Annotated in this window: 21 protein-coding genes; 9 read left to right on the top strand and 12 right to left on the bottom strand. The window is 60.4% G+C overall.

Going from position 1 to position 24,851, the window contains the following annotated elements:
- Nucleotides 1-36: 36 nt before the first annotated feature.
- Together folB and folK are read left to right on the top strand one after the other, a co-directional pair.
- Nucleotides 37-393 (top strand): dihydroneopterin aldolase, encoded by a 357-nt coding sequence (gene folB, locus HXW87_RS00305; RefSeq protein ID WP_041070044.1) that lies wholly within the window; start codon nucleotides 37-39, stop codon nucleotides 391-393.
- Entirely contained in the window at nucleotides 384-899 is a 516-nt protein-coding gene (gene folK, locus HXW87_RS00300; protein ID WP_239778289.1) for a 2-amino-4-hydroxy-6-hydroxymethyldihydropteridine diphosphokinase, read from the top strand. The genes folB and folK overlap by 10 nt, the downstream gene beginning before the upstream one ends.
- Nucleotides 900-990: 91 nt before the next feature.
- Here the strand turns inward: folK and HXW87_RS00295 are convergent, their stop codons facing one another.
- From HXW87_RS00295 to HXW87_RS00245, 11 genes are all read right to left on the bottom strand, one after another.
- Nucleotides 991-2,214, bottom strand: coding sequence for a multifunctional CCA addition/repair protein (locus HXW87_RS00295; protein ID WP_239778288.1), 1,224 nt, complete (start codon nucleotides 2,212-2,214; stop codon nucleotides 991-993).
- Between the two features lie 64 nt (nucleotides 2,215-2,278).
- Nucleotides 2,279-3,841 carry a SpoVR family protein gene (locus HXW87_RS00290; RefSeq protein ID WP_047296987.1) on the bottom strand — a complete coding sequence of 521 codons (1,563 nt, stop codon included), beginning with the start codon at nucleotides 3,839-3,841 and terminating at the stop codon, nucleotides 2,279-2,281.
- Complete coding sequence (locus tag HXW87_RS00285) at nucleotides 3,838-5,109, bottom strand: YeaH/YhbH family protein (RefSeq protein WP_239778287.1); 1,272 nt, start codon at nucleotides 5,107-5,109, stop codon at nucleotides 3,838-3,840. The genes HXW87_RS00290 and HXW87_RS00285 overlap by 4 nt, the downstream gene beginning before the upstream one ends.
- A gap of 205 nt (nucleotides 5,110-5,314) precedes the next feature.
- On the bottom strand, nucleotides 5,315-7,237 hold the full coding sequence (locus HXW87_RS00280) for a PrkA family serine protein kinase (RefSeq protein WP_003228848.1): 1,923 nt from the start codon (nucleotides 7,235-7,237) through the stop codon (nucleotides 5,315-5,317).
- Nucleotides 7,238-7,530: 293 nt separating this feature from the next.
- A complete protein-coding gene (gene glpE / locus HXW87_RS00275; protein WP_041070058.1) occupies nucleotides 7,531-7,860 on the bottom strand; it encodes a thiosulfate sulfurtransferase GlpE in 330 nt (109 codons plus the stop codon).
- Nucleotides 7,861-7,893: 33 nt separating this feature from the next.
- Nucleotides 7,894-8,775 carry a symmetrical bis(5'-nucleosyl)-tetraphosphatase gene (locus tag HXW87_RS00270; RefSeq protein WP_047296986.1) on the bottom strand — a complete coding sequence of 294 codons (882 nt, stop codon included), beginning with the start codon at nucleotides 8,773-8,775 and terminating at the stop codon, nucleotides 7,894-7,896.
- Nucleotides 8,775-9,155, bottom strand: coding sequence for a Co2+/Mg2+ efflux protein ApaG (apaG, locus tag HXW87_RS00265; RefSeq protein ID WP_047296984.1), 381 nt, complete (start codon nucleotides 9,153-9,155; stop codon nucleotides 8,775-8,777). Before apaG ends, HXW87_RS00270 begins: the two co-directional genes overlap by 1 nt.
- Before the next feature lie 113 nt (nucleotides 9,156-9,268).
- Entirely contained in the window at nucleotides 9,269-10,087 is an 819-nt protein-coding gene (gene rsmA / locus HXW87_RS00260; protein WP_239778286.1) for a 16S rRNA (adenine(1518)-N(6)/adenine(1519)-N(6))-dimethyltransferase RsmA, read from the bottom strand.
- A complete protein-coding gene (gene pdxA, locus HXW87_RS00255; protein WP_047296980.1) occupies nucleotides 10,084-11,073 on the bottom strand; it encodes a 4-hydroxythreonine-4-phosphate dehydrogenase PdxA in 990 nt (329 codons plus the stop codon). The genes rsmA and pdxA overlap by 4 nt, the downstream gene beginning before the upstream one ends.
- Nucleotides 11,070-12,386: a peptidylprolyl isomerase SurA gene (surA, locus tag HXW87_RS00250; RefSeq protein ID WP_182402712.1), complete on the bottom strand. Its 1,317-nt coding sequence runs from the start codon at nucleotides 12,384-12,386 to the stop codon at nucleotides 11,070-11,072. The genes pdxA and surA overlap by 4 nt, the downstream gene beginning before the upstream one ends.
- Nucleotides 12,367-15,168, bottom strand: a complete 2,802-nt coding sequence (locus tag HXW87_RS00245) for an LPS-assembly protein LptD (RefSeq protein ID WP_239778285.1) — start codon at nucleotides 15,166-15,168, stop codon at nucleotides 12,367-12,369. The genes surA and HXW87_RS00245 overlap by 20 nt, the downstream gene beginning before the upstream one ends.
- Before the next feature lie 130 nt (nucleotides 15,169-15,298).
- On the opposite strand from HXW87_RS00245, the gene HXW87_RS00240 reads away from it, so the two are divergent.
- Genes HXW87_RS00240 through HXW87_RS00230 form a run of 3 tightly spaced genes read left to right on the top strand, consistent with a single transcriptional unit; the run spans nucleotide 15,299 to nucleotide 17,755 of the window.
- The gene (locus HXW87_RS00240; protein ID WP_047296972.1) at nucleotides 15,299-16,318 is read left to right on the top strand and encodes a phosphotransferase; all 1,020 of its coding nucleotides are present in this window, start codon (nucleotides 15,299-15,301) and stop codon (nucleotides 16,316-16,318) included.
- Entirely contained in the window at nucleotides 16,315-16,986 is a 672-nt protein-coding gene (gene murU / locus HXW87_RS00235; protein ID WP_239778284.1) for an N-acetylmuramate alpha-1-phosphate uridylyltransferase MurU, read from the top strand. Before HXW87_RS00240 ends, murU begins: the two co-directional genes overlap by 4 nt.
- A gap of 1 nt (nucleotide 16,987) precedes the next feature.
- Nucleotides 16,988-17,755, top strand: a complete 768-nt coding sequence (locus tag HXW87_RS00230; protein WP_041070087.1) for a TerB family tellurite resistance protein — start codon at nucleotides 16,988-16,990, stop codon at nucleotides 17,753-17,755.
- Between the two features lie 140 nt (nucleotides 17,756-17,895).
- On the opposite strand, the gene HXW87_RS00225 is transcribed toward HXW87_RS00230, so the two are convergent.
- On the bottom strand, nucleotides 17,896-18,885 hold the full coding sequence (locus tag HXW87_RS00225; protein WP_047296969.1) for an alpha/beta hydrolase family protein: 990 nt from the start codon (nucleotides 18,883-18,885) through the stop codon (nucleotides 17,896-17,898).
- 74 nt (nucleotides 18,886-18,959) lie between these two features.
- Here HXW87_RS00225 and HXW87_RS00220 point away from each other — a divergent pair, with 74 nt between their 5' ends.
- The 4 genes from HXW87_RS00220 to HXW87_RS00205 all read left to right on the top strand — a co-directional run bounded on the left by HXW87_RS00220 (nucleotide 18,960) and on the right by HXW87_RS00205 (nucleotide 24,619).
- Complete coding sequence (locus HXW87_RS00220; protein WP_239778283.1) at nucleotides 18,960-21,356, top strand: transporter substrate-binding domain-containing protein; 2,397 nt, start codon at nucleotides 18,960-18,962, stop codon at nucleotides 21,354-21,356.
- A gap of 85 nt (nucleotides 21,357-21,441) precedes the next feature.
- On the top strand, nucleotides 21,442-22,071 hold the full coding sequence (locus tag HXW87_RS00215) for a response regulator transcription factor (protein WP_003228820.1): 630 nt from the start codon (nucleotides 21,442-21,444) through the stop codon (nucleotides 22,069-22,071).
- A gap of 331 nt (nucleotides 22,072-22,402) precedes the next feature.
- Complete coding sequence (locus tag HXW87_RS00210; RefSeq protein ID WP_047296967.1) at nucleotides 22,403-23,527, top strand: ABC transporter ATP-binding protein; 1,125 nt, start codon at nucleotides 22,403-22,405, stop codon at nucleotides 23,525-23,527.
- 48 nt (nucleotides 23,528-23,575) lie between these two features.
- On the top strand, nucleotides 23,576-24,619 hold the full coding sequence (locus HXW87_RS00205; protein WP_121187472.1) for an ABC transporter substrate-binding protein: 1,044 nt from the start codon (nucleotides 23,576-23,578) through the stop codon (nucleotides 24,617-24,619).
- The last annotated feature ends 232 nt before the right edge of the window (nucleotides 24,620-24,851 follow it).

Below are 24,851 nucleotides of genomic sequence, written 5' to 3'. Positions count from 1 at the left end.
CGCATTGCGCCCTTGTCGTGCAGCGGAGAAAAGTGCTTGGACAGAGTGTTTATCGAGGGCCTGGAAGTCGACACCGTGATCGGTGCCTATGACTGGGAGCGCGGCATCCGTCAGTGCTTGCGTCTTGATCTGAGCTTCGCCTGGGACAATCGTCCGGCTGCGGCCGGTGACGACCTGACTCTGGCGCTCGATTACGCCAGCGTTTCCACGCGCATCCAGGCCTTTGCCGAACAAGCGCAATATCAATTGGTCGAGACCTTTGCCGAGCGTCTGGTCGAAGTGCTGATGACCGAGTTCAAGATTACCTGGGTTCGCCTGAAACTGACCAAGCCGGGCGCCGTGCCGGCCGCCAAGGGTGGCGTGGGTGTGGAGATCGAGCGCGGATGTCGCTGACTCAGGTGTACCTCGGGCTCGGTAGCAATATCGAGCGCGAAACCCATTTGCGCGCCGGGCTCGACGCTTTGGCGACATTTCTGGTGGATATCCGCTGTTCGGCGGTGTTCGAGAGCCAGCCGGTGGGAATCAAGAGCGGGCCGTTCTTCAATTTCGTGGTCTCGGCGTTTACCGATCTGCCGTTGATGGAACTGGATCGACGCCTGAAATTCATCGAGGCCGATAATGGTCGCTATGCCCCTGATCGCAAAGGGCTGCCGCTGGATATCGACGTGCTGTTGTACGGCAATCTGACGGGTAATTTCGATGGTTTGATCCTGCCGCGTGCCGAAATTCTGAAAAACGCCTTTGTGCTGTGGCCGCTGTCGCTGATTGCGCCGGATCGGGTGCATCCGGGTGTGGGAAAAAACTTCGCGACATTGTGGGCCGAGGCGCAGATTGATCAGGTGTTGGCACCGGTGGGATTTGAATGGCGGGGCGAGCAATTGACCCCGCCGAGTCTTTAAAAGCAAAGGATCGCAGCCTGCGGCAACGCCTACACAGGGATTCGCGTTTCCATGTAGGAGCTGCCGCAGGCTGCGATCTTTTGATCTTGTTTCAAGCGTTCTCTTTGTACGCCTTCAACGCCTTGAGTCGCTCGCGTTTAAGCGCTTCCCCAAGCTCCGGCCCTTTAAAGCCCTTCTCCAGCAGCGGCTGCACCGCCACCCCGCGTGCCACATCGGCCGCCCCACGCAGATAATCGGCCTGTGGATAACTGCGCTGTTCCAGCCCCTTGCGTCCGCGCGCATCCATCTCGCACGCGACGATGAACTCCTCGAAACGCTGCGGGCGACGATACACGTCAAAGCTCTGCAAAAGCTCCAGCAAGGTCGATGCCTTCAGCTCCAGGGCGCGGTGGCCGTGGGTGTGGTACTGGCCAACCAGCAACGCCAGTTCCTGACAGTCCTTTGGCGCCTTGAAGCGTTCGTTGACCGCTTTGATCAGCTTCAACCCCGTGTGTTCGTGGGCGATGTGCCGTGGCCAGGCTTCTTCAGGAGTCAGGCCTTTGCCAAGATCGTGGAGCAGACAGGCCCAGCGTACGGTTAGCGGTTGCTTGTGCAGCGCTGACTGTTCCAGCACGCTGAGTGTGTGGAGCCCGGTATCGATTTCCGGGTGATGCGCCTCCGGTTGCGGCACACCAAACAGCGCGTCAACTTCCGGCATCAGTACTTTCAGCGCGCCGCAGTCGCGAAGTACCTGAATGAATACCTGTGGCTGATCCTCCATAAGCGCGCGGGAGATTTCTTTCCAGCTGCGCTCGGCGGTCAACGCTTCCAGCTCGCCGGATTCGCTGAGCTGACGCATCAGTTCCAGCGTTTCTGGGGCGACGGTGAAACCCAGTCCGGCATAACGCGCGGCAAAGCGCGCAACGCGCAGTACCCGGAGCGGATCTTCGGCAAATGCGGGGGAAACGTGACGCAGGATGCGCGCTTCGAGATCGCGCTGGCCATGATAGGGATCGGTCAGATTCTGTTGGTCATCCTCGGCCATTGCATTGATGGTCAGGTCGCGGCGGATCAGGTCCTCTTCAAGGGTGACTTCGGGGCTGGCGTGAAAGATGAAGCCGCCATAACCGCGACCGCTTTTGCGTTCGTTGCGGGCGAGAGCATATTCCTCGCCGGTTTGCGGGTGAAGGAATACCGGAAAATCCGCGCCAACCGGGCGATAACCCTTGGCGAGCATCTCCTCCGCCGTGGCGCCGACCACAACCCAATCAATATCGGTCACCGGTAACCCGAGCAAGCGATCGCGTACCGCACCGCCAACCTTGAAAATCTGCATAAAAAACCTCCGTTAGCCCGACAGGATAAACCTTGTGTCGGACTTTCGGAGGTCAGAACCGCAACTAGAGATGAATCACGGCCAGGTCGAGTCGACCGTAATCACCTTCGCTGTGTTCACTGCGTGGCGGCACGTGGTGGGTTTTCATGATCTGGTCGCCCTGCAGGGTTTCCAGATGAATGTCGAAGCCCCACAGCCGGTGCAGATGCTTGAGTACCTCATCGGTGGAGTCGCCCAGCGGTTTACGGTCGTGTTGCTGGTGACGCAAGGTCAGCGAGCGGTCGCCGCGTCGGTCGATGCTGTAGATCTGCACGTTCGGCTCACGGTTGCCGAGGTTGTACTGCGCCGCCAGGGTTTCACGGATGATCCGGTAACCGGTTTCGTCGTGGATCGCCGGCACCAGCAAATCGTCCTTCTGGTCGTCATCGAGGATGCTGAACAGCTTGAGGTCGCGGATGACCTTGGGTGACAAGTACTGCAGGATGAAGCTTTCGTCCTTGAAGCTGCTCATGGCGAACTTGATGGTCGAGAGCCAGTCGGAACCGGCAATGTCCGGGAACCAGCGCCGGTCTTCCTCGGTAGGGTTTTCGCACATGCGGCGGATGTCGCGATACATCGCAAAGCCCAGTGCGTAGGGGTTGATTCCGCTGTAATAAGGGCTGTCGAAACCTGGCTGGAACACCACGCTGGTGTGCGAGGTAAGGAATTCCATCATGAAGCCGTCGGTCACCAGGCCTTCGTCATACAGGTCGTTCATCAGCGTGTAGTGCCAGAACGTGGCCCAGCCTTCGTTCATCACCTGCGTCTGACGCTGTGGATAAAAATACTGGGCGATCTTGCGCACGATGCGCACGATTTCCCGCTGCCACGGCTCCAGCAACGGTGCGTGCTTCTCGATGAAATACAGGATGTTTTCCTGCGGTTCGGCCGGGAAGCGGGCGTTGTCCTTGTCGCTGTATTTGTCTGCGCCTTTGGGAATGGTGCGCCACAGATCGTTGATCTGCTTTTGCATGTGCTCTTCGCGGTCCTTCTGCCGCCGACGTTCCTCTTCAGCAGAAATCGGATACGGACGCTTGTAGCGGTCGACGCCGTAGTTCATCAGCGCATGGCAGGAATCGAGCAGATCTTCTACCGCATCGATACCGTGGCGCTCCTCGCACTGCATGATGTACTGCTTGGCGAACACCAGGTAATCGATGATCGAGCTGGCGTCGGTCCAGGTGCGGAACAGGTAGTTGCCCTTGAAGAAGCTGTTGTGGCCATAGCACGCGTGCGCCACCACCAGCGCCTGCATGCAGATGGTGTTTTCCTCCATCAGGTAGGCGATGCACGGGTCGGAGTTGATCACGATCTCGTAGGCCAGCCCCATCTGTCCGCGGCTGTAGGATTTCTCGGTGCTGAGGAAGTGTTTGCCGTAGGACCAGTGGTGATAGCCCAGTGGCATGCCAACCGAGGCATAGGCGTCCATCATCTGCTCGGCGGTGATCACTTCGATCTGGTTGGGGTAAGTATCCAGAGCGTACCGGGCCGCAATCCGGGCGATCTCGCGGTCGTAGGCCTGAATCAGCTCGAACGTCCATTCGGAGCCGGTGGAAATGGGTTGGCGCTTCTGCTCTTTGGCGGTCATGTCACTAACCTGCGCTGGAAGAGTTCACGGAAGACCGGATAAATATCCCCGGCCGAGACCAGCTGCTGCTGGGCAAACGTGTCGGAAAAAGCTTCGGCGATGCGTTCGTATTCGTACCAGAGGGCCTGGTGTTCGCGTGGGGTGATCTCCACATAAGTGTAGTACTGCACAAACGGCATGATCTGGTTGATCAGGATGTCGCGGCAGATCGGTGAATCGTCGTTCCAGTTGTCACCGTCGGAAGCCTGCGCGGCGTAGATGTTCCATTCGTTGCTCGGATAACGCTCGGCCATGATCTCCTGCATCAGTTTCAAGGCGCTGGAGACGATGGTGCCGCCGGTTTCCCGCGAGTAGAAGAACTCTTCCTCGTCCACTTCCCGGGCGCTGGTGTGGTGGCGGATGAACACCACATCGATCTTGTCGTAGTTACGTTTGAGGAACAGGTACAGCAGGATGAAAAAGCGTTTGGCGATGTCCTTGGTGGCCTGGGTCATCGAACCGGATACGTCCATCAGGCAGAACATCACCGCTTTGGAGCTGGGGTTGGGCTGCTTGACCAGCAGGTTGTATTTGAGGTCGAACGTATCGAGAAACGGCACCCGGTGGATGCGCGCGCTGAGCTTTTCGATTTCTGCCTCGAGCTCCTGAATATCGCCGAAGTTGTCCGGCTCTTCGCGTTTTAATCGCGCCAGTTCCTCTTTGGCCTCGCGCAGCTTGGCGCGGCTGCTGCCGGACAGGGCAATGCGCCGGGCATGGGCCGAGCGCAGGGTGCGGATGATATTGATCCGCGACGGGTTGCCTTCGTTGCTGATCCCGGCGCGCACGGTCTTGAATGTGTCGGTCCCGCTGAGATTGCGTTTCACCAGATTCGGCAGTTCGAGGTCTTCGAACATGAATTCGAGGAATTCTTCCTGAGTGATCTGGAAAACGAATTCGTCCATGCCCTCGCCGGAATTGCCAGCCTTGCCGGGGCCGCGTCCGCCGCCGCCTCCCGGTGGCCGGGCGATGTGTTCGCCGGCAGTGAATTCCTTGTTGCCGGGGTGAACCACGGTCTGCTTGCCGCCGCGACCGTGGTGAAGCACCGGTTCGTCGATGTCGCGACCGGGAATGCTGATCTGTTCACCGTATTCCATGTCCGTGATGGAACGCCGGCTGACCGCCTCTTCGACAGCCTTCTTGATGTGATCACGGTAACGCCGCAGAAAGCGCTGGCGGTTCACCGTGCTCTTGTTCTTGCCATTGAGACGTCGGTCGATCACATAGCTCATGACTGCTCCTTAGAAGCTGTCCTGCAAAGGCGGGAGCGGTCATGCAGCATTGAGCCGAATGCCAAGGGACGTACACGCTCCCCCAAGCGCTCTGGATGCTGCCTGTACCTCGCTACCGACTTGCGGACCCCTTCCAGAGGCCTGTGTAGCAGAAAATGCGGGCACAGGCCTCGGGCTGACGACAACCGGTCTTACCGGCCGCGGTTTACTGTGACTTTCTGACTCGCAGGTACCACTCGGACAGCAGTCGTACCTGTTTGTCGGTGTAGCCGCGTTCGACCATTCGAGTAACGAAGTCGTTGTGTTTCTGTTGATCCTCTTTGCTGGCCTTGGCATTGAAGCTGATGACTGGCAGCAGGTCTTCGGTGTTCGAGAACATTTTCTTCTCGATGACCACCCGCAGTTTTTCGTAGCTGAGCCAGGTCGGGTTCTTGCCGTTGTTGTTGGCTCGGGCGCGCAACACGAAGTTGACGATCTCGTTGCGGAAGTCCTTCGGATTGCTGATGCCGGCCGGTTTCTCGATTTTCTCCAGTTCTTCGTTCAAGGCGACGCGGTTGAGAATCTCGCCGGTTTCCGGATCGCGGTATTCCTGATCCTGAATCCAGAAGTCCGCATACAGCACGTAGCGGTCGAAGATGTTCTGCCCGTACTCGCTGTAAGACTCCAGGTAAGCGGTCTGGATCTCCTTGCCGATGAATTCGATATAACGCGGCGCCAGGTACTCCTTGAGGTAGCGCAGGTAGCGTTCACGGGTTTCAGCCTGGAACTGTTCCTGTTCGATCTGCTGTTCCAGCACGTACAGCAGGTGTACCGGGTTGGCGGCGATTTCATGCGGATCGAAGTTGAACACTTTGGACAGGATCTTGAAGGCAAAGCGGGTCGACAGACCGTTCATGCCTTCGTCGACGCCGGCCGAGTCGCGGTATTCCTGAATCGACTTGGCCTTCGGATCGGTGTCCTTGAGGTTTTCCCCGTCGTAGACGCGCATCTTCGAATAGATGTTGGAGTTTTCCGGCTCCTTGAGGCGCGACAGCACAGTGAACTGCGCCAGCATCTTCAGAGTGTCTGGCGCGCAGTGAGCCTTGGCCAGGGAGCTGTTGAACAGCAACTTGTCGTAGATCTTCACTTCGTCACTGACCCGCAGGCAGTACGGCACTTTGACGATATAGATCCGGTCGATGAAGGCTTCGTTGTTCTTGTTGTTGCGGAAGGTGTGCCATTCCGATTCGTTGGAGTGGGCGAGCAGGATCCCGGTGAACGGAATCGCCCCAAGACCCTCGGTACTGTTGTAGTTGCCTTCCTGGGTGGCGGTCAGCAATGGGTGCAGCACCTTGATCGGTGCCTTGAACATTTCGACGAACTCCATCAGGCCCTGGTTGGCCCGGCACAGCGCGCCGGAGTAGCTGTAGGCGTCGGCGTCGTTCTGTGGGTATTCCTCGAGTTTGCGGATGTCGACCTTGCCCACCAGCGCGGAAATGTCCTGGTTGTTCTCGTCGCCCGGTTCGGTCTTGGCCACGGCGATCTGATTGAGGATCGACGGGTACAGCTTGACCACACGGAACTGGCTGATGTCGCCGCCAAATTCAGCCAGGCGTTTGGTCGCCCACGGCGACATGATGGTGTTCAGGTAGCGCCGCGGGATGCCGAAGTCTTCCTCGAGGATCGCGCCATCTTCGGTGGCGTTGAACAGACCCAGAGGTGATTCGAATACCGGCGAGCCCTTGATCGCATAGAAGGGCACTTTTTCCATCAACTGTTTCAGCTTCTCGGCCAGGGACGATTTACCGCCACCGACGGGGCCGAGCAGGTAGAGAATCTGTTTCTTCTCTTCCAGGCCTTGGGCGGCATGGCGGAAATACGAAACGATCTGGTCGATGCATTCTTCCATCCCGTGGAAGTCTTCAAAGGCCGGATAGCGACGAATCACCTTGTTGGAGAAGATCCGCGACAGCCGCGAGTTGGTCGACGTATCGAGCAACTCGGGTTCGCCAATAGCCATCAGTAGACGCTCGGCGGCGGAAACGTAAGCGCTGCGATCCTTTTTGCACAGCTCCAGGTACTCCTGCAGCGAGAGTTCTTCCTGGCGTGTGGACTCGAAGCGTTGTTGGAAGTGGCTAAAGATACTCATGACGTCACCTCGCTCGATACGTGGAGCCGACGCCGGATCACTCAGTCGATGCTGGCAAGCAGCCGTGGTGGCCGCTTGTTTACCCCCCAGAACACTTTCGCGGTCGACAACCTTGAAAGTCACTCCCGATGACCCGTGCGCCGGTGTACCGGCTCTCCCCTGTTTTGGATGGCCTGGGCTTAAGGATAGTTGGGAATTCGAGAGGTAAAGGCGAGATACGTAATTAGTTGTGGCAGACCGTTCGTCTGTCGCGCGCAGGCCCACGTGAGCCGGGGCCTGCGCGTGAAAAAAAATTATTCGGCGCCGCCTTGCGCGGTTTCCGCAGGATAAGTCGTACGCCACAGCTCGAAGCCGCCGTCCATGCTGTAGACGTCGGAGAAGCCCTGGCTGATCAGGTATGCCGCAGCGTTCTGGCTGGAGTTGCCGTGATAGCAGACCACCACCAACGGTGCGTCGAGATCGGCGTTACGGATGAATTCCGAGATCGAGTGGTTATCCAGATGGGTCGAGCCGGCGATGTGCAACGCGGCATAGGTTTGCGGGTCGCGGATGTCGACCACCACTGCGCCTTGTTCACGCAGGGCCTGGGCCTGTTCCGGGGGGATTCGTTTGAATTCGCTCATGGCGGGTTCCTGTAGCTCGGCAGAATGCGCAGTCTAACGCGGGACGCTGACTGGCGACGTTTCGGGGATAAGTGGCGCGACGGTCGGGGCAAGTCCGCCGTGCTCATCGCATTTGCACGACACGCGCTCGCCGCTGTCGACGTTCATCAGGGTCAGGCTGCCGCCCCAGACACAACCGGTGTCCAGTGCCGAGACGCCCGGCTCGCGGACATCGCCTTCCAGTGCGGCCCAGTGGCCGAAAATGATCCGCAGGCCACGGGTTTTGCGCTCCTTGTGCTGAAACCACGGTTTGTAGCCCGGTGGCGCGGTGTCGAGGCCTTCCTTGCTCTTGAGGTCGAGCTTGCCGTCGGCGGTGCAGAAGCGCATGCGGGTGAAATAGTTGGTGATCACGCGCAGGCGGGTCACGCCGGTGAGATCGCTGTCCCACTTCGCCGGCTCGTTGCCGTACATGCCATCGAGGTACAAGGGAAACAGGTTGTCGTCGCGCAGCGCGGCTTCGGCTTCGGCGGCGTACTTCAAGGCCTTGCGCAACGACCACTGCGGGGGTATGCCCGCGTGCACCATGGCGACTTCGCGTTGTTCGTCGTAGTGCATGAGTTTCTGCTGGCGCAGCCATTCGAGCAGGTCAGCCGCATCGGGGGCTTCGAGAATCTCGCGCAGGGTGTCGGATTTCTTCAGGCGCTCGATGTTGTTGGCGGCGGCGAGCAGATGCAGATCGTGGTTGCCGAGTACGCAGACCAGTGAGTCGCGCATGCCATAGAGAAAGCGCAGAGTCTCCAGCGACTGAGGTCCGCGATTGACCAGATCACCGACCAGCCACAGCCGATCAAGCCTGGGGTCGAACGCGACTTGCTTGAGCAAGCACTTGAGCGGATCAAGGCAGCCTTGCAGGTCGCCGACGGCGTACGTCGTCATCAGTGCAGGGCTCCAGGCACGGCGAGGCGAAAAGGCTTGATGATCGCATCGAAATGCTTGCCATCGTCGGCGACCATTTCGTAAGAGCCCTGCATGGTGCCGACCTTGGTGGTCATCACTGTGCCGCTGCTGTAAGTGTGACTTTTGCCGACCTCGATCAGCGGTTGCTGGCCGACAACACCGGCGCCGCGAACCTCTTCGACATGCCCGTCACCGTCGGTGATCACCCAGTGCCGCGACATCAGGCGGGCGGGCTTTTCGCCATTGTTCTGTACGGTGATGGTGTAGGCGAAGGCGAAGCGGTCGTGCTCGGGTTGCGACTGGTCTGCCAGATAATGGGTAACGACGCTGACATCGACCTGGTAACGGGAATCGGACATGCAAAAGGGCCTTAACGAAGCGGAACGCGTGGCGTAGCTGATGAAGAGTCAGTCTAGGCAAGTATCGGGCAGTAAACCAGAGTGGCGTCCTGCCCGATAGCGTTCATCGCCGGTCAGTCGGCGGCAGGCGCGGCATAAACCTGCTCGGCGAGCTTGTCGGCCAGGCGCACGAACGCGGCCAGGTCCAGTTGTTCGGGGCGCAGGCTGCCATCGACGCCGGTGGCTTCGATCTCGGCGGCGGTCATCAATTGCTTGAGGGTGTTGCGCAGGGTCTTGCGACGCTGATTGAAGGCTTCGCGAACGACGCGCTCCAACAGGCGATGATCCTTGGCCGGGTGCGGCAGCACCGCGTGCGGCACCAGACGGACGATGGCCGAGTCGACCTTCGGCGGCGGGTTGAACGCGCCCGGGCCGACGTTGAACAGGTGTTCCACGCGGCAGTGGTACTGAACCATGATCGACAGACGCCCCCAGTCGCCGCCGCCCGGGCCGGCCGCCAGACGCTCGACCACTTCTTTCTGCAGCATGAAATGCATGTCGCGAATGATGCCGGCGTTGTTCAGCAGATGGAAAATCAGCGGCGTGGAAATGTTGTAAGGCAGGTTGCCCACCACACGCAGGCTGTTCGGCGCGGCGTTGAGGGTGTTGAAGTCGAACTTCAGCGCATCGCCCTGATGCAGGTTGAAGTTGCTCTTGCCGGCGAACTGCTGGTTGAGGATCGGGATCAGGTCCTTGTCCAGTTCCACCACGTCGAGTTGCGCGCCGGAATTGAGGATGCCGGCGGTCAGTGCGCCCTGGCCCGGGCCGATTTCCAGCATGCGGTCGTCAGGCTTGGCGCTGATGGAGCGCAGGATGCGGTCGATGACGCCGGCATCGTGCAGGAAGTTCTGGCCAAAGCGTTTGCGCGCCTTGTGTTGGTATTGCTCGGTCATAAACGGGTCTCGGCCATCTGGTAGGCGGTTTCCAGGGCGACCTGCAGGCTGCCGGTGTCGATCTTGCCGCTGCCAGCCAGATCCAGGGCAGTGCCGTGGTCGACCGACGTGCGGATGATCGGCAGGCCGAGGGTCACGTTGACCGCCGCGCCGAAGCCTTTGTACTTCAGCACGGGCAGGCCCTGGTCGTGGTACATCGCCAGCACTGCGTCGCAGTGCTCCAGATATTTGGGGGTAAACAGAGTGTCGGCAGGCAGCGGGCCACGGAGGTCCATGCCCTCGCCGCGCAGGCGCTCCAATGTCGGTTCGATGATGTCGATTTCTTCATGGCCCAGGTGTCCGCCTTCGCCGGCGTGCGGGTTGAGTCCGCAGACCAGAATACGTGGCCGGGCGATGCCGAATTTGTCTTGCAGGTCGGCGTGCAGAATTCGCGTGACCCGCTCCAGCCGCTCCGGGGTGATTGCATCGGCAATCTCGCGCAGGGGCAGGTGAGTGGTCACCAGTGCCACGCGCAAGCCGCGAGTAGCGAGCATCATCACCACTTGGGCGGTGTGGGTCAGGTCGGCGAGGAATTCCGTGTGTCCGGAGAACGGGATACCGGATTCGTTGATCACGCCCTTGTGTACCGGTGCGGTGATCATCCCGGCGAAGTCGCCGTTCAGGCAGCCGTTGCCGGCACGGGTCAGGGTGTCGAGGACGAAGGCGGCGTTAGCCTTGTTCAGTTGACCAGCGACCACGGGAGTGCTGAGTGGAGTGTCCCAGACATACAGGCTACCAGCGGGAGCTGGAACAGCCGGCCAGTTGTCAGGCGCAACCTCAAGCAAATTGACGGCCAGCCCCAACTGCGCGGCCCGCTCGGTGAGCAGGTCGCGGCTGGTGATGGCAATCAGGGGATGTGGCTGGGCTTGCGAGGCGAGCAGCAGGCACAGGTCGGGACCGATGCCGGCTGGTTCGCCGGGTGTCAGCGCGAAACGCTTGGGTTTCACTGCGCTGCCTGGTCTGCACCAGGGAGTTTGATTTCTACGTAGGCTTCTTCACGAATCTGACGCAGCCAGTTTTGCAGCTCTTCATCGTATTTTTTGTTACGCAGAACATTCATAGCCTGTTGCTCGCGTGCCGATTCGGTGCTGTCGGTGGCGCGGCGGCCAAGGACTTCCAGCACGTGCCAGCCGTACTGGGTCTGGAACGGCTTGGACAGCTGACCTTGTGGGGTCTTGGCCATCACTTCGCGGAATTCCGGTACCAGTGCGTTCGGGTCGATCCAGTTCAAGTCGCCGCCGTTGAGCGCCGAACCCGGGTCCTCGGAGTAGTTCTTCGCCAGCTCAGCGAAGTCTTCACCGGCCAGGATGCGCTCGTACAGCGATTGCACCAGGGCTTTGGTCTTGGCTTCGTCGCGGATCGGGCTTGGCTTGACCAGGATGTGGCGCACATGCACCTCATCACGCATCTGGGTTTCGCCACCCCGTTTGGCCAGCAGCTTGAGAATGATGAAACCACTCGGCGTGCGCGCAGGCTGAGTGATGTCGCCCACCGCCATGCTGCTCAACTCGCGGTCGAACGGCGGTGGCAGTTGCGCGGCTTTACGCCAGCCCATGTCGCCGCCTTCCAGCGCGTTGTCGCTGCCGGATTTGGCCACGGCCAGTTGACCGAAGTCGGCGCCTTGCTTGAGTTGCTGGTAAACGTCCATCGCCTGACGGTAAGCGCTCTGAATCGCTTCAGAACTGGCGCTTTCCGGCGTCGGGATCAGGATGTTGGCCAGGTGCAGTTCTTCGGACAGTTGCATCTTGCCCAGGTCGGAAGCGAGGAAGTTCTTCACTTCCTGCTCGGAGACCTGAATGCGTTCTGCCACGCGGCGCTGACGCACACGGCTGATGATCATCTCGCGCTTGATCTGGTCACGGGCGTCGTCATAGGACAAACCGTCGTGAGCCAGGGCGGCGCGGAATTGATCCACGGTCATGTTGTTGCGCTGGGCGATGGTGCCGACTGCCTGGTTCAGCTCTTCGTCGGTAATGCGGATCCCGGAACGCTCGCCGATCTGCAGTTGCAGGTTTTCGACGATCAGGCGCTCGAGCACCTGCTGATCCAGCACGCCCGGCGGCGGCATGCCGCCGCCACGCTTGGCGATGGTCTGCTGAACTTCATGGACACGCTGGTCCAGCTGGCTCTGCATGACCACGTCGTTATCAACGATCGCAACCACTTTATCGATGGACTGTACTGCGGCGTTGGCCGCAGTACCCAGGAACAGCGCGCCCAGCAACAGCGGGCGCAGAGAATCAGAAAGCTTGGTCTTCACGTTGACGATAACCTTGGATGCCTTTGTCGAGGAAGCTCTCTACCTTGGCGCCAGTCAGGCCGCCGAGTCCCTTCAGAACAATTTGGAGGAAGACGCCGTGGTCGCCTTTTTCGTTTTGTGGAGCTTCCTGACTGAATTCGTCGTAGGAAACCCAGTAACGGTTGATCAGGCGCAGTTTCCAGCAGCAGTTGTCGTACTCGAAACCACCAAAGGCTTCCAGCGTACGGTTGCGGTTGTAGTCGTACTGCCAGCGGCTGATCGCGCTCCACTGCGGAACGATCGGCCAGATGACCGAGAAGTCATGCTGCTGGATCTTGTAGTAGTCCTTCACGTAGCCAGGCTGGCCCGGGGTGCCGTAGTCGCCGCCGCCCACAGCCCACTTGCCGGTGTTCTGGTCGTAACGGATCTGGTCGTTGCGATAGCGATAACCGACGTTGACCACCTTGTTCGGGTTGTCTTCAGGCTGGTAATGGAACATCGCGCTGCCGGAACGCGGGCTGCGGCTGTCCGGATCCCAGTTGTAGTCGGCCGTGGTGCGCCAATCGCGGTTCCAGCGGTATTCGTATTCCAGCGCGTATGGCGATACGTCGGACTGGGCGTCTTTGCGATCGTTGAACGCGATGCCTGGCAGTTGAACTTCGCGATCCTTGAAGTAGTACGCCTGACCGACGCTGATGCGCTGACGCTCGAAACCGTTGTCTTCGATCCAGCGGCTGGTCACGCCCAACGACAGCTTGTTCTCGTCGCCGACACGGTCGGAGCCAGAGAAGCGGTTGTCACGGAACAGTGACGCGTAGTTGAAGGTGTATTCACTGGTGTCGAATACCGGAATGTCTTCCTGATCAACCTTGGGTACATACAGGTAGAACAGACGCGGTTCCAGAGTCTGGCGATAGTTCTTGCCGAAGTACGACGTGTTGCGGTCGAAGTACAGGCCGCTGTCGACGCTGGCGATCGGTACGCCGCGGTTCTGGTTGCTGTCGAACTTGCCATTGAGCTTCTGCTGCTCAGGAGTCATCGCATCGATCTGCGATTTGCCGGTGCCGTCGAGATCCAGCTGGTATTGGGTGTACTGGTACTTGAGCGATGGCTTCAGGAAGCCATAGGTCCAGTTCATCGGCAGGCTGACACCAGGCTTCAGGTTCAGACGGTCGCCGTTGGCGCGGGCCAGGCCAGTAACGTTATTGTCGAGGCGTGGTTCGACAGTGGTCCCGTCTTCGTTGGTGAACGTGCCATTTTTCAGATCACGATCAAACCGCACAATCTCGGTCTCGTAATCGAAATTCAACCCTTCCGGGTGATACGGCAGTTGACCATTGAAGGTGATCTGCGGCAGACGGTCATACGGAGTGATGTTCGATACGGTCGCCAGCTGGTAAGCCTGAGCGTTCAACCGCGCGGTATAGCTGTCGCCACGATAGGTGACCGAACCTTGCTGGTTGACGAAGTCAGCGCTCTTCACACCAATCTGATCGGTGGTCAGGTCCTGGAAGTAGTACGGATCGCTGATCTTGGTGTAGTCAACCTGAGTCATCACACGGGAGTCGAGTCCGCCCTTGTGCTGCCAGTTGTACATGTAGCGATTTTTTTCGTAATCGGTCTGCTTGCTGCGATCGGTATCTTCGTCGTTCAGATACGCCGCACCGAACTGGCCTTCGCTGGACTTGGTCAGGTAACGGAACTCGCCTTCGACCAGCATGCCGCGCTTGCTCATGTAACGCGGGTACAACGTGGCGTCGTAGTTCGGCGCCAGGTTGAAGTAGTACGGGGTGACCAGCATGAAGCCGGTATCGCTGCCGGTACCGATGGTCGGCGGCAGGAAACCCGATTGGCGACGATCGTCGATCGGGAAGTAGATGTACGGCGTGTACAGGATCGGAATGTCTTTGACCCGCAGTGTCACGTTGGTCGCAGTACCAAAGCCGGTGGCCGGGTTCAGGGTGATGTTGTTGCCCTTGAGCTGCCACGCGTTGCTGTTCGGTTCGCACGTGGTGTACGTGCCGTCCTTCAAGCGGATGATCGCGTTCTCGGCACGCTTGGCGTACAGCGCGTTACCGCGGATGCGCGATTTGTGCATTACGTATTCGGCGTTGTCGACCTTGGCTTCACCGGTGTCGAGCTGCACATCGGCGTGGTCGCCGACAATCAGTGCACCGTTGTCGCGAATGCGCACGTCGCCATTGAGTTCGGCGCGGCTTTCGGCCTGATAGAGGCTGGCCTCGTCGGACTCGACCTGCATGCTGCCCTGACGCAGGACCACGTCGCCGGCCAGCGTACCCACCTGATCTTCGGTGTTGTAGCGCGAGGCCTTGGCGCCGATAAAGGTCGGTGCGTCACTTTTATTCGTCTTGTCATTCATGCCAGGACGAATCGGTTCGATATAGGAACCAGAGCAGTAAGGACCGGTCTCGGCCAATTGGGCGGCGGTGAGCTTCTCGCGCGGAACCCAGTCGAGGTGACTGTAGTCTTCGCTACGGGATTTCAGGCCGCGGCCCTTGGCTTCGGTGACCAGCACAGGCTTGGCGCCGGTGTCGGCAGTGGAACCGTTCTGGGCCGGGGCTTCGCCGGCGGCGCTGACAGCACTGCCGTCATGCACCGGACGCGGCGGCAATGCAGCTGCCGGCGTCTTGGGCGCACACGCCCAGCCACCCGTTGCCGAGACGGCGCAGTCATACTGCTCGGCGGCAACAACGAATTGACTGGCCAGAGGTTGCATAGCCAGCAGACTGCCGGTTACCAACAACGGAAATTTTTTACGAAACGCGGGGGATTTCAATGCCATCTTATTAGTCCGGGCTTCCTGCGTGCCATCTGCCCGCGGTGTGGGCCGCACGCCTCTCGATGGTCTGAAAAAGATGCTGGATAATAAAGCATGACCCGCTTGACGGCTAGCGCCGTCGGAGACCCTTGCAATGCCTGACCAAGATGTACGCTTGCAACACCTGAAAGTTTGGCTCGATGAGCAGTTGGCAATCCTGTTTGCAGATCAAGGCTGGGGCACCGTGCCCCCGGCCACGTTGACCGCGGCCAGCAGCGACGCGAGTTTCCGCCGGTATTTCCGCTGGGAAGGCGCGGGCCGCAGTTTCGTCGTGATGGACGCGCCACCGCCCCAGGAAAACTGCAAACCGTTCGTGGATATCGCCTTTTTGCTGGCGAAATCCGGAATTAACGTGCCGAAAATTTATGCAGAAGACCTCGAACGCGGTTTTCTTTTGCTCAATGACCTGGGCAACAAGACCTATCTCGACGTAATCGACGGCGAAAATGCCGATGCATTGTTCAGCGATGCCCTGCAGGCGCTGTTGGCTTTTCAGCAATTACCGATGGTCGCACCGCTGCCGAGCTACGACGTCGCGCTGCTGCGCCGTGAGCTGGAATTGTTCCCCGAGTGGTACGTGAAACGCGAACTCGGCATCGAGTTCGACGCAGCACAGCAGCAACAATGGCAGTCCGTCAGCGAACTGCTGATCGACAGCGCACTGGCCCAGCCGAAAGTTCTGGTGCACCGCGACTACATGCCGCGCAATCTGATGCTCAGCGAGCCGAATCCCGGCGTGCTGGACTTTCAGGATGCGGTCTACGGCCCCGTCACCTACGACGTCACCTGCCTGTTCAAAGACGCCTTCCTCAGTTGGCCTGAAGAGCGCGTGCGCGGCTGGCTGGAAAGTTATTGGCAGCAAGCCTCGGCGCTGGACATTCCGGTGCAGGCCGACTTCGAAGACTTCCTGCGTGCCAGCGACCTGATGGGCGTACAGCGGCACCTGAAAGTCATCGGCATCTTTGCGCGCATCTGCCATCGCGATGGCAAACCGCGCTACCTGGCCGACGTGCCGCGTTTCTTCGCCTATATAGAAGCGGTGATTGCGCGTCGTCCTGAACTGGCGGATCTGCAGGCATTGCTCGCCAGTCTGCGTGGTGGAGCGATCGCATGAAGGCGATGATACTGGCAGCAGGCAAGGGCGAGCGCATGCGCCCCCTGACCCTGACCACCCCGAAACCGCTGGTGCGTGCCGGTGGCGTGCCGTTGATCGAATACCACCTGCGGGCGCTGGCGGCGGCCGGTTTCAGTGAAATCGTGATCAACCATGCCTGGCTCGGTCAGCAGATCGAGGATTACCTGGGCGACGGTTCGCAGTTTGGCGTGAGCATCCAGTACTCGCCGGAAGGCGAGCCGCTGGAAACCGGCGGCGGGATTTTCCGTGCTTTGCCATTGCTCGGTGACGACGCCTTTTTGGTGGTCAACGGCGATATCTGGACCGACTACGACTTCAGCGTACTGCACCAACCGATCAACGGTCTGGCGCATCTGGTGCTGGCGGACAACCCGGCCCACCATCCGCAAGGCGATTTCACCTTGACCGACGGTCAGGTGATCGATGGCCAAACGGACGCGGCGACCCTGACCTACAGCGGCATCGCCGTCCTGCATCCGCAGTTGTTCGATGGTTGCGCGGACGGCGCATTCAAGCTTGCACCGTTGCTGCGCAAAGCCATGGCAGACGGGCAGGTCAGCGGCGAACGTCTGAAAGGCCATTGGGTGGATGTCGGCACGCACGAGCGTCTGGCCGAAGCCGAAGCATTGATAGAAGCGAGTCGTTGATATGTTGTGGCCAGGGACTCTGATTGGAGCCGGAGCGGGTTTTGCGATCGCCAGCATTCCGGGGGCCATGCTTGGGGCATTGTTGGGGCAGGCGCTGGATCGGCGCCTGCACTTGCAAAGCTGGGGGCATCTGCGGGAAAAGCTCGGCGGGCGGCCGATGTTGCGCAACGACGAACTGTTGTTCGTGCTGCTCGGGCGTCTGGCCAAGAGTGACGGGCGGGTGACGGACGGCCATATCCAGCAGGCGCGCAACGAAATGAACGCGTTGGAAATGAGCGAGCCGGCGCGGCGGCGGGCGATTGCTGCGTTCAATCGCGGCAAGTCCGGCGGTGACCGCCTGCGCGGTTATCTGCGGCGCCTGAGTGCTCAGCCGCATGCCGCCGAAGGCGTGTTGCGTGCCTGCTGGCGGATGGTCTGGGCCGACGGTCGTGCGGGCGTCAGCGAGCGTGAATTATTGGCGCAGTGGGGCAAGTGGCTGGGCTGGACGACGCACCAGATCCAGGCGCTGGCCAATGATTACGAGCCGAATAAACGGCCGATTGTCAGTGCGGCGGTGAGTTATCAGGAAGCGATGCGCCTGCTCGGCGTGTCGGCGACCAGCGAGCCGGCACAGATCAAGCGCGCCTATCGACGGCTGCTCAGTCGTCATCACCCGGACAAGATCGCCGGCAGCGGCGCGACGCCTGAGCAGGTGCGCGAGGCGACCGAGAAAACCCGTGAGTTGCACAACGCGTTTACCCTGATTCGGGCGCGGCGGGATTTTCGCTGATCGTTGCCGTTAAATATGGGTTGGCTGAAATGGCCTCATCGCGAGCAGGCTCGCTCCCACAGTTGAATGCATTCCGTCTGTAGGAATGCGATCAGTGTGGGAGCGAGCCTGCTCGCGAATGGGGCGACTCGGTCTTCCAGTCAGTCAGTCTTCTGCGGATTCAACCAGCCACGCACCCGCCGAAACAACTGTTCCTGCTCAGCCTTTTTGTCCGGCAACGCCTTGAGCGCCACCTGGCTGAACGCCGAAGTCTTCAGGCGCTTGCTGGCCTGCATGCGCTCCAGCGCCGCGTTACGATCCAGCGCCTTGTCCATGTAGAAAATGTCAGCCGTCGGCAACTTCAGGGTCGGCGTCAGCTCGGCCAGTTGCGGCTTGGCTTTACTTGGCGTTTGCGCATCGACCATCACTAGCTTCTCGACCTGCGAACTCTGCCGCTCGCTGAGGAAACGCGCCGCCCAGTACGCGCCCGTACCGTGACCGAGGATCACGACCCGGCGTGCGCTTTGTTGCTCGGCGTAGGCAATGGCCGCGTCGATCCGCGCAAAGATTCGCTCGGCATCCGCCTTGGATTGTTCTTCAGTCGTTTCGGCCACGACCTGATCCGCCACGTCCGCTTCGCCGCCCGCAGCCTGTTCGATCGGTTGCGCGGTGGTGGAATCCTTGCTGCCACTTTCCGCGGCTTTTGGCGCGGCGGCGGGCGCAATCACGCGTGGAGCGATGACATCGCTTTGCAGATCCGGCAGGGTGATACTCAGGCTGCTCCACTCGACGTCGGGCAATTTGTTGCGCAGCGGGGCGATCACTTGCGGCCAGTCAGCGGTTTCGCCGGCGCCCGGCACAATAATGACCGCACCTTTGGGTTCGGCAGTGTTGGCCGGTTTCCACAGGGCGAGGAAAGTGTCGGCGCCGGCCTGCAGTTGCTGCTGTTCTTGTGCCGGGACTTTACGTTCGAGTGCTGCGGCTTCTTCCTGACTACGCTCAAGCAGTGGCTGGCGTTCGGCGGGTTTTTCGGCGGCTGGTTGCTCGGCGGTGGAGGCGGGCGCCGGATCGGCGGCTTCGACGGAAAACGCACAAGGCAGGATCAGCGACAGGCACAATGCTGGCATTGCCAGGCGATAGACAGAGGGCATCGGTTATTCCAGGCCAGAAAAGTATCCCGGCAGCCTAATGGGTTGGTCAGAATTTGTCAGTGCAAGAGACTTCAATGATGCGTTTTTGCTGCCTGTGGGTTATCGGCTGGTTGTGTTTTCCCTTGATGGGCTGGGCGGCGTCTGCGCCGGCGGCGCATGCAGCGCTGTTGACGCCCGCCGAGCAGCAATGGCTGGCGCAGCACCGTGAGTTGCGTGTGGGCCTCGTGCTGCAGGCGCCGTACGCGCAGTACGACCGACGTCTGCAGCGCTTGTCCGGGGCCAATGTCGAATTGATGAAGTCACTGGCCAAGACCTTGAACGTCGAGCTGAGCTGGCGCAATTTTCAGGATCTGGCGCAACTGGAGGAGGCCGCCCGCGAAGGCGAAATCGACATCGCCCCGGGCCTGACCCAGACCCCGGGTGCACTGCGCCTGTGGCAATTTTCCGATCCCTACATGCGGGTGCCACAACTGGTGGTCAGCGACCAGAAGAGCGGCGGCGTGGTCGAGCTGGAAAAACTCGACAGCCTGTCGCGCGTCGCCGTGCGCATGCCCAGCGTGACGGCAGACTATTTGCGCAGCACCTATCCCCATCTGAATCTGCAAGGCGTGCCGCTGGAGCGTCAGGCGCTGCAACTGCTGTTGACCCAGCAGGCGTCCTACGCCGTGGTGGATGAGGCGCAACTCGGACGGTTGTCTGCCGAACCTGAGTTCGCCGGGTTGGTGGTGGTCGGCGATATCGGCTTGCCGCAGCTGTTGCGCATTGCCACACGGCGCGACTGGCCGGCGTTGGCCGGCATTGTTGAAACTGCTCTGCGGGCGATTCCCGCGAAGGATCTGGAACGCCTGCACACGCAATGGCTGCAACCCAAATACCCGCGTCTGTCGGAGTCACCGGGGTTCTGGCAGAACCTCAGTTTGCTGTTTGCGGTGTTGTTGCTCAGTTGTGTGGCCATTGTGGTCTGGCAACGACGCCAGCAACACAGCCTCGAACACCGTCTGTTGAGCGCCCGGGAAGACATCGCCCTGCGCGCGGCCAGCGAAGAAGCCTTGCGCCTGACCCAGTTTTCCATCGATCAAAGTACTGTCGGCATTCTTTGGGTCAACTGGGACAGCCATGTGCGTTACGCCAACCGCGCGGCGGAAAGCATGCTCGGTTATCCACAGGGCGCGTTGATCGAACGGCCGCTGATCGATTTCGAACCCGGTCTGCACATGGACCGCTGGCTCAACCTGTGGAAACGCGCGCGGGCCAGTGAGGAAGGACCGCTGAGCTTTGAAACCAGCTGCGTGCGCGCTGATGGCAGCGTCCTGCCGGCGGACGTTTCGCTGAGTTTTCTGCGCTTTCGCGACAGCGAGTATCTGGTGGTTTATCTCACCGACGTCACCGAGCGTCGCCGCGCGCTGGCCGCGTTACAGGAAAGTGAAGCGCGCCTGCAAGGCATCGCCGCCAACGTACCGGGGCTGGTGTTTCGCCTGGAGCGGGCGCCAGTGACCGGGCAGATCGATTTCGCCTACATCAGCGAGGGCAGCGAGAGTCTGGTCGGCTACGCGCCGGCCGCCATTGCGCACCGCGACATGGGCTTGCGCAGCCTGGTGCACCCGGACGACAAGGCCAGTTACCACCAGACCCAGGACCAGGCACTGGACACCGACAGTGACTGGTCGTGGCAGGGCCGCATCCTCACCCGTCAGGGCGAACAACGCTGGGCCGAGATCAAGGCAATCACCCGCCAGCTGGAGGATGGCGCCTATGTCTGGGACGGCATCGTCTGGGACATCAGCGAAAGCAAGCGCATCGAACTGGAACTGGCGGCGTCCCGCGAGCAACTGCGCGAGCTGTCGGCGCACCTGGAAAGCGTGCGCGAAGAAGAGAAGGCGCGCATTGCCCGTGAAGTGCACGATGAGCTGGGGCAGATGCTCACGGTGCTGAAACTGGAAACCTCGATGTGCGAGCTGGCCTACGCGCAACTCGATCCGGGCCTGCACGAACGGTTGAACAGCATGAAACGCCTGATCGCCCAGTTGTTCCAGCTGGTGCGCGATGTGGCGACGGCGCTGCGCCCGCCGATCCTCGATGCCGGGATCGCTTCGGCGATTGAGTGGCAGGCGCGGCGATTCGAGGCGCGCACGCAGATTCCATGTCTGGTGCAGGTGCCGGACAATCTGCCGGTGCTCAGCGACGCCAAGGCGATCGGGCTGTTCCGCATCCTGCAGGAGGCGCTGACCAATGTGATGCGCCACGCCCAAGCGCATACTGTGGAGCTGACGCTGGCGCTGAAAGGCGACGAGTTGTGTCTGACGGTCAGCGACGATGGCGCAGGCTTTGTCGCGACGGCGCAGCGGCCGACATCCTTTGGCCTGGTCGGCATGCGCGAGCGGGTGTTGATCATGGGCGGGCGGCTGGTGCTTGAGAGTGAGCCGGGCGAGGGCACCAGTCTGAAGGTGTGGGTGCCGGTGAGTGAGGTTTGAAGGTTTGTGGTGTTTGAGCTGACGCTATCGCGAGCAGGCTCGCTCCCACAGGGTTTGGTGTGTACCTGAAATCTGGAGAAAAAACTTGATCCGTGTACTGGTAGCCGAAGACCACACCATCGTCCGGGAAGGCATCAAGCAATTGATCGGCCTGGCCAAGGACCTGCAAGTGGTGGGGGAGGCGAGCAATGGCGAGCAGTTGCTCGAAACCCTGCGCAGTGTGCCGTGCGAGGTGGTGCTGCTGGACATCTCGATGCCTGGCGTCAACGGTCTGGAGGCGATCCCGCGGATTCGCGCGTTGAACAATCCACCGGCGATTCTGGTGCTGTCGATGCACGATGAGGCGCAAATGGCCGCTCGCGCGCTAAAGGTCGGCGCTGCTGGTTATGCGACCAAAGACAGTGATCCCGCGTTGCTGCTGACGGCGATTCGCAAGGTCGCGGCGGGTGGGCGCTACATTGACCCGGAGCTGGCCGACCGGATGGTCTTTGAGGTCGGCCTGACCGACACGCGACCGTTGCATTCGTTGCTGTCCGAGCGCGAATTCTCGGTGTTCGAACGCCTGGCCCAAGGCGCCAACGTCAACGACATCGCCCAGCAACTGGCGCTGAGCAGCAAGACCATCAGCACGCACAAGGCGCGGCTGATGCAGAAGCTCAACATCACCTCGCTGGCCGAACTGGTCAAATACGCGATGGAGCACAAACTCCTCTAAGCACATTGATCCCGTGTGTAGGAGCTGCCGAAGGCTGCGATCTTTTGATCTTGTTTTCATAAGATCAAGATCAAAAGATCGCAGCCTTCGGCAGCTCCTACAGTTAAAACCGTGTGGGCATATCCATCAGCGACAACCGCTTTTGCTTGTTCTTGCGGCTCGCAGCTTGGCGCTCGTCGCTCGCTTGCCAAAACGCGCCATCCTTGTAGGGCAATCCCTACCCCCAACCTTCCATCCCGCTGAGGCGATTCTCTCCTGCGCCCCGATTTGCGTGGCTGGCGCCAGCCACTAGGCTTAATCCACAGCAGTTACCAATAACAAAGGTGTGGGTATGAGCCAGGTCGATTCAAACGCAGGGGCCAGTGACGTGCTGGTCAGCTTTCGTGGAGTGCAGAAGAGCTACGACGGCGAGAACCTGATCGTCAAAGACCTCAACCTGGACATTCGCAAAGGCGAGTTCCTGACCCTGCTCGGGCCGTCCGGCTCGGGCAAGACCACCAGCCTGATGATGCTCGCCGGGTTCGAAACGCCGACCGCCGGCGAAATCCTCCTCGCCGGCCGTGCAATCAACAACGTGCCGCCGCACAAGCGCGACATCGGCATGGTGTTCCAGAACTACGCGCTGTTCCCGCACATGACCGTGGCCGAGAATCTGGCCTTCCCGCTGACCGTGCGCGGCCTGAACAAGAGCGACGTCAGCGACAAGGTCAAGAAAGTCCTGAGCATGGTCCAGCTCGACGCGTTCGCCTCACGTTATCCGGCGCAACTCTCCGGCGGTCAGCAGCAGCGGGTGGCGCTGGCCCGGGCGCTGGTGTTCGAACCGCAACTGGTGCTGATGGACGAACCGCTGGGCGCGCTCGACAAGCAACTGCGCGAACACATGCAGATGGAGATCAAGCACCTGCACCAGCGTCTCGGCGTGACCGTGGTCTACGTGACCCACGACCAGGGTGAAGCGCTGACCATGTCCGACCGCGTCGCCGTGTTCCATCAGGGCGAAATCCAGCAGATCGCGCCGCCGCGCACCCTCTACGAAGAACCGAAAAACACCTTCGTCGCCAACTTCATCGGCGAGAACAACCGCCTCAACGGCCGTCTGCTCAGCCAGAGCGGCGAGCGTTGCGTGGTCGAGTTGGGTCGGGGCGAGAAGGTCGAGGCGCTGGCGGTCAACGTCGGCCAGACCGGCGAGCCGGTGACGCTGTCGATCCGCCCGGAGCGCGTCAGCCTCAATGGCTCGAGCGACCAATGCGTCAACCGCTTCTCAGGGAGGGTGGCGGAATTCATCTATCTGGGCGACCACGTCCGGGTGCGCCTGGAAGTCTGCGGCAAGACCGACTTCTTCGTGAAACAGCCGATTGCCGAGCTCGATCCCGGGCTCGCGGTCGGCGACGTGGTACCGCTTGGCTGGCAGGTCGAGCACGTTCGTGCACTCGACCCACTTCTAGAGGCGCATTGATCGCCCCGGCAATACCAACACCAACCCTGCACGTGGAGAGAACAATAAATGTTGAGATCCCTGAAGTTCACCGCCCTGACCCTGGGCCTGATGGGTGCGGCCAGCGCGATGGCCGCCGGTCCCGATTTGACTGTGGTGTCGTTTGGCGGGGCGAACAAGGCGGCGCAAGTCAAAGCCTTCTACGCACCGTGGGAAGCCGCGGGCAACGGCAAGATCGTGGCCGGCGAGTACAACGGCGAAATGGCCAAGGTCAAAGCCATGGTCGACACCAAGAGTGTGTCGTGGGATCTGGTGGAAGTTGAATCGCCGGAGCTGTCCCGTGGTTGCGATGAAGACATGTTCGAACAACTCGACCCGGCGCTGTTCGGCAAAACCGAAGATTACGTCAAAGGTGCGATTCAGCCTTGCGGCGTGGGCTTCTTCGTCTGGTCGACCGTACTCGCGTACAACGCTGACAAGCTGAAAACCGCGCCAACCAGCTGGGCCGATTTCTGGGACACCAAGAAATTCCCGGGCAAGCGTGGCCTGCGTAAAGGCGCCAAGTACACCCTGGAATTCGCGCTGATGGCCGACGGTGTGGCGCCGAAAGACGTCTACAAAGAACTGGCGAGCAAGGGTGGTCAGGATCGTGCGTTCAAGAAACTGGATGAGCTCAAACCGAACATTCAGTGGTGGGAAGCCGGCGCCCAGCCACCGCAGTACCTCGCTTCCGGTGACGTGGTGATGAGCTCGGCCTACAACGGTCGCATCGCCGCCGTGCAGAAAGAATCCAACCTGAAAGTGGTGTGGAACGGCGGCATCTACGACTTCGACGCCTGGGCGATCCCGAAAGGTCTGGACGCCAAGCGCGCCGAAGCGGCGAAGAAATTCATCGCGTTCTCGGTGCAGCCGCAACAGCAGAAGACCTACTCGGAAAACATCGCCTATGGACCGGCCAACTCCCAGGCCGTGCCGTTGCTGGACAAGGCGATCCTGAAAGACATGCCGACCACTCCGGAAAACATCGCCAACCAGGTGCAGATCGACGTCAGCTTCTGGGCTGACAACGGCGAGCAACTGGAGCAGCGCTTCAACTCCTGGGCTGCGAAGTAACCACAATCTGAAGGAAGACTTTGTGGCGAAGGAGCTTGTGTGGTGAGGGGATTCATCCCCGATGGGTTGCGAAGCAGCCCCCGAAGCCATACCCGCTCGGTGTGTCAGATAAACCGGATTCTCAGGTTTTACGACTGCTGCGCAGCCGATCGGGGATGAATCCCCTCGCCACAAAAACTCATCTGAGAGTTTTGGTGTTTCAACACAACAGAGGTGGTTCGCCACCTCTGTA

The organism is Pseudomonas sp. Y5-11, from assembly GCF_022368695.1.
Classification (GTDB): domain Bacteria; phylum Pseudomonadota; class Gammaproteobacteria; order Pseudomonadales; family Pseudomonadaceae; genus Aquipseudomonas; species Aquipseudomonas parakoreensis.
Note: the sequence above shows the minus strand (reverse complement) of the source record. Positions and strands in the feature narration are given on the sequence as shown.

What these genes read in the sequence shown, in the direction of transcription:
- murU (WP_239778284.1), top strand. Translation starts at nt 16,315, where the DNA reads ATGAAGGCGATGATACTGGCAGCAGGCAAGGGCGAGCGCATGCGCCCC.
- HXW87_RS00295 (WP_239778288.1), bottom strand. Translation starts at nt 2,214, where the DNA reads ATGCAGATTTTCAAGGTTGGCGGTGCGGTACGCGATCGCTTGCTCGGG.
- HXW87_RS00205 (WP_121187472.1), top strand. Translation starts at nt 23,576, where the DNA reads ATGTTGAGATCCCTGAAGTTCACCGCCCTGACCCTGGGCCTGATGGGT.
- glpE (WP_041070058.1), bottom strand. Translation starts at nt 7,860, where the DNA reads ATGAGCGAATTCAAACGAATCCCCCCGGAACAGGCCCAGGCCCTGCGT.
- HXW87_RS00285 (WP_239778287.1), bottom strand. Translation starts at nt 5,109, where the DNA reads ATGAGCTATGTGATCGACCGACGTCTCAATGGCAAGAACAAGAGCACG.
- HXW87_RS00240 (WP_047296972.1), top strand. Translation starts at nt 15,299, where the DNA reads ATGCCTGACCAAGATGTACGCTTGCAACACCTGAAAGTTTGGCTCGAT.
- rsmA (WP_239778286.1), bottom strand. Translation starts at nt 10,087, where the DNA reads ATGACCGAGCAATACCAACACAAGGCGCGCAAACGCTTTGGCCAGAAC.
- apaG (WP_047296984.1), bottom strand. Translation starts at nt 9,155, where the DNA reads ATGTCCGATTCCCGTTACCAGGTCGATGTCAGCGTCGTTACCCATTAT.
- HXW87_RS00210 (WP_047296967.1), top strand. Translation starts at nt 22,403, where the DNA reads ATGAGCCAGGTCGATTCAAACGCAGGGGCCAGTGACGTGCTGGTCAGC.
- HXW87_RS00220 (WP_239778283.1), top strand. Translation starts at nt 18,960, where the DNA reads ATGATGCGTTTTTGCTGCCTGTGGGTTATCGGCTGGTTGTGTTTTCCC.
- folK (WP_239778289.1), top strand. Translation starts at nt 384, where the DNA reads ATGTCGCTGACTCAGGTGTACCTCGGGCTCGGTAGCAATATCGAGCGC.
- HXW87_RS00245 (WP_239778285.1), bottom strand. Translation starts at nt 15,168, where the DNA reads ATGGCATTGAAATCCCCCGCGTTTCGTAAAAAATTTCCGTTGTTGGTA.
- HXW87_RS00280 (WP_003228848.1), bottom strand. Translation starts at nt 7,237, where the DNA reads ATGAGTATCTTTAGCCACTTCCAACAACGCTTCGAGTCCACACGCCAG.
- HXW87_RS00230 (WP_041070087.1), top strand. Translation starts at nt 16,988, where the DNA reads ATGTTGTGGCCAGGGACTCTGATTGGAGCCGGAGCGGGTTTTGCGATC.
- HXW87_RS00225 (WP_047296969.1), bottom strand. Translation starts at nt 18,885, where the DNA reads ATGCCCTCTGTCTATCGCCTGGCAATGCCAGCATTGTGCCTGTCGCTG.
- HXW87_RS00270 (WP_047296986.1), bottom strand. Translation starts at nt 8,775, where the DNA reads ATGACGACGTACGCCGTCGGCGACCTGCAAGGCTGCCTTGATCCGCTC.
- HXW87_RS00290 (WP_047296987.1), bottom strand. Translation starts at nt 3,841, where the DNA reads ATGACCGCCAAAGAGCAGAAGCGCCAACCCATTTCCACCGGCTCCGAA.